At 60.9% G+C, this 3,210-nt stretch carries 3 protein-coding genes and 2 pseudogenes; 3 read left to right on the top strand and 2 right to left on the bottom strand.

What is annotated here, in order from left to right; all coding sequences use genetic code 11:
• The 3 genes from ACWCQK_RS42195 to ACWCQK_RS42185 all read left to right on the top strand — a co-directional run.
• Positions 1-504, top strand: a 504-nt coding sequence (locus ACWCQK_RS42195) for an alpha-isopropylmalate synthase regulatory domain-containing protein (RefSeq protein WP_451164550.1), incomplete at its 5' end; no start/stop codon positions are given.
• A gap of 65 nt (positions 505-569) precedes the next feature.
• On the top strand, positions 570-1,481 hold the full coding sequence (locus ACWCQK_RS42190; protein ID WP_451164548.1) for an SMP-30/gluconolactonase/LRE family protein: 912 nt from the start codon (positions 570-572) through the stop codon (positions 1,479-1,481).
• A 119-nt stretch (positions 1,482-1,600) separates the two neighbouring features.
• On the top strand, positions 1,601-2,911 hold the full coding sequence (locus tag ACWCQK_RS42185) for a hydroxymethylglutaryl-CoA reductase, degradative (RefSeq protein ID WP_451164546.1): 1,311 nt from the start codon (positions 1,601-1,603) through the stop codon (positions 2,909-2,911).
• A gap of 10 nt (positions 2,912-2,921) precedes the next feature.
• Here the strand turns inward: ACWCQK_RS42185 and ACWCQK_RS42180 are convergent.
• Together ACWCQK_RS42180 and ACWCQK_RS42175 are read right to left on the bottom strand one after the other, a co-directional pair.
• Positions 2,922-3,011: pseudogene (locus tag ACWCQK_RS42180) on the bottom strand (transposase); the annotation flags it as partial.
• Positions 3,005-3,210: pseudogene (locus ACWCQK_RS42175) on the bottom strand (IS630 family transposase); the annotation flags it as partial. The pseudogenes ACWCQK_RS42175 and ACWCQK_RS42180, both read right to left, overlap by 7 nt.

Here is a 3,210-nt window from a genome sequence, read left to right as displayed (position 1 = left end):
CACAAGCTGGACCTGCCGCGCCGGATGCAGATCGAGTTCTCGAAGCTCATCCAGGCGAAGACGGACGCCGAGGGCGGCGAGGTCACCCCGAAGGAGATCTGGGAGATCTTCGAGGACGAGTACCTGGCCCCCGACAACGCCCGCGGCCGCGTCGCCCTACGCTCCATACAGGCCTCGACCAGCAGCGACAGCAGGAACACCTTGACCATCGAGGCGGTCGTGGATGGTGCGGAGACCATCCTGACAGGCACCGGCAACGGCCCGATCTCGGCGGTCTTCGACGCTCTGGCCTCGGTGGGCGTGGACGCCCGACTGCTGGACTACACCGAACACGCGATGAGCGAGGGCGCTGGCGCCCAGGCCGCCTCGTACATCGAGTGCGCGATCGGCGACACGGTGCTCTGGGGCATCGGCATCGACGCCAACATCACCCGCGCCTCCCTGAAGGCGGTCGTCTCCGCCGTCAACCGGGGCGTGCCCCCGCCTGTGCCTGTCGATCATTGAATTCATGGATATGTCGATCGAGTAGCGTCAGGCACTCAAGCGTGATCAAGTAAAGTGGGGAACAAATGACCGCCGGTTGGGGTAGCCGCCAGACAACCGTCATCCTGAAAGATCTGCACTTCGCTGAAGCCCCTTCCTGGGGGCCAGATGACGCTCTCTATGTCTCTGACTTCTATGCGCACGAGGTATTGCGAATCGACCTCAAAACTAAAAAGCGCACCATTGTCGCGAAGATCCCGGGGCAGCCATCGGGAATTGGGTGGCTGCCCGACGGCCGAATGCTGGTTGTCTCCATGCGAGACCAACTGCTACTGCGACTCGAGCCGAATGGTGCACTCGTACCGCATGCCGACTTAAGCTCAGTAGCCCTCGGCGCAGCCAATGACATGCTCGTCGATGGCCAAGGCCGTGCCTGGGTGGGCTGCTTCGGATTTGACTTCTATGCACTGGTCGACGCCGATCCTGCCGCCGACCCGCTGTTCGGGCCCGATGCTGACCCGCCGACCGCGCCACTCATCCGTGTCGATCGTGACGGAAGCGTTCATATGGCCGCCCGGGGGCTCGCGTTTCCAAACGGCATGACACAACTCTCTGATAGCACCTTAATCGTCGCCGAGACCGTGGGCATGCGGCTTACCGCGTTCACCGTTTACGCTGATGGCTCCCTCACCGACAGGCGCATATGGGCTGATCTCCGACATGCGGGAGCCGACGGCGGCGGCATACGGCCCGACGGCATCTGCGCCGACAGCAACGATGCCATCTGGGTATCCGACCCTGTCCGCGGCGGCGCCGTCCTCGTCGATCGCGCAGGCCGAGTCTTGGACATGGTGCAAACTTCCCAACCCTGTTTTGCCGTGGGATTAGCTGGCGCAGACCGTATGACTCTCGTGTGCTGCACCGCCGCCACTTCAAATCCCAGCATTGCAGCCAAGCGCCGAACCGGCCATATAGAGACCACGCTCGTTCGAAAATAGTTTCACAGCTCCGATCGCCCCTCCCGCTTTATACCGCCCTCCGCAGACATCAAGCCACTAGGAAGTTCGAGTTAATCCTGGGACTACCGAAGCCCATATTTCATCCCCTCAGCCAAGCAATGACGCATATCACCATAGACAGGACAGGATCATTGGTAGTCAATAGTCGAATTTCCGGCCTGAAAGATCTACCCATCACCAAGCGACGTAGCCTCGTAGCGATGAGTGCAGGAGTCGAACCGGAGCTCCTTAAAGTTCTAGATCCCGAAAATGGCCTCACCGTGGAGCAGGCTGACCGCATGTCCGAGAACGTGATCGGCGTTCTCGGAATCCCGGTCGGTATCGCAACGAACTTCACCATCAACGGGCGAGATATTTTGGTGCCGATGGCAACCGAGGAGCCATCGGTGGTCGCTGCGGCCAGCAACGCGGCCCGCATCGCGCGTGCCGCTGGCGGATTCACTACATCCAGCACTGAACCGCTCATGCATGCACAAGTTCAGGTGCTTGACGTTGCTGATCCGCGCGCTGCACGAATACGATTACTAGAAGCCCGAGATGAACTCATCACACTAGCCAACAAGGATCAACAGCAATTGATCATTCGCGGCGGTGGAGCACGGGATGTTTCCGTGCGCCTGGTGGAATCCCATCTCGGCACGTATGTAGTTCTCCACTTGATCGTGGCAGTGTGTGATGCGATGGGCGCCAATGTCGTCAATACGATGGCAGAGACCATCGCGAGGCGGGTCGGCCAAATCGCCCAAGGCAGAACGCTACTGCGGATCCTCAGTAACAAAACTGACCTCCGCCTATGCCGTGCGCGTGCAGTATTCACCTCCGAAACACTTGGGGGACCTCATGTAGTGGGCGACATTATGCATGCGGCAGCTCTAGCGGAGGCGGATCCGTATCGAGCTGCTACTCATAACAAGGGAATCCTCAACGGCATCACCGCCGTCGCATTGGCAACCGGCAATGACACCCGTGCCGTGGAAGCTGGCGCCCACTCTCACGCAATCAGCGAACGCGGCACATACACGTCCCTTTCTCATTTCGAGAGGGATGCCGCCGGCAACCTCGTGGGCGTCCTGGAGCTTCCGATGGCGATCGGTATCGTGGGAGGCGCCACCAAGGTGCACCCAGCCGCGCAAACCGCATTAGCCCTTCTCGGTGTTTCCACTGCTCGGGAACTCGCCGAAATCGCAACCGCTGTCGGCCTGGCCCAGAACCTGGCCGCGGTCCGAGCCTTGGCTACCGATGGCATACAGCGAGGCCATATGTCACTCCACGCGCGCAATGTCGCCGTGGCTGCTGGAGCAATCGGAGAGGAAATCGACGTCGTGGTGACAAGACTTGTGACAGACAACAGGGTCCGTGGCAACTACGCCAAGCAGATCCTTGCCACCATCCGTGCAGGCCGTTACTGACTTCGGCGTTTCAAGGTGAGGCTGGGGTGTCGAGGGTGAGGCCGGTGCCGGCTGTGAAGCCGTCGAGGGTGTGGGGCAGGTATTGAAGGCGAACGCGGCGAACAGCGTGGTCAGGCCGTTGCGCACGTAGTCGTGGGTGCGCCGCTCGGGCATGCCCGGCATTATCGGCAGCACCGGCTGGGATCGGTCCAGGGCCTTGATCTGCGACAGCACGACCGCACCCTCGGGCGGGTTGAAGTACAAGCCCACGACGTCGTAGACCTTCTCCACGAACAACGGGTCGGTCGACAGTTTGAACG

Source organism: Streptomyces sp. NPDC002306 (assembly GCF_053593435.1).
The sequence above is the reverse complement of the archived record's forward strand: the minus strand, read 5'-3'. Positions and strand labels throughout refer to the sequence as shown.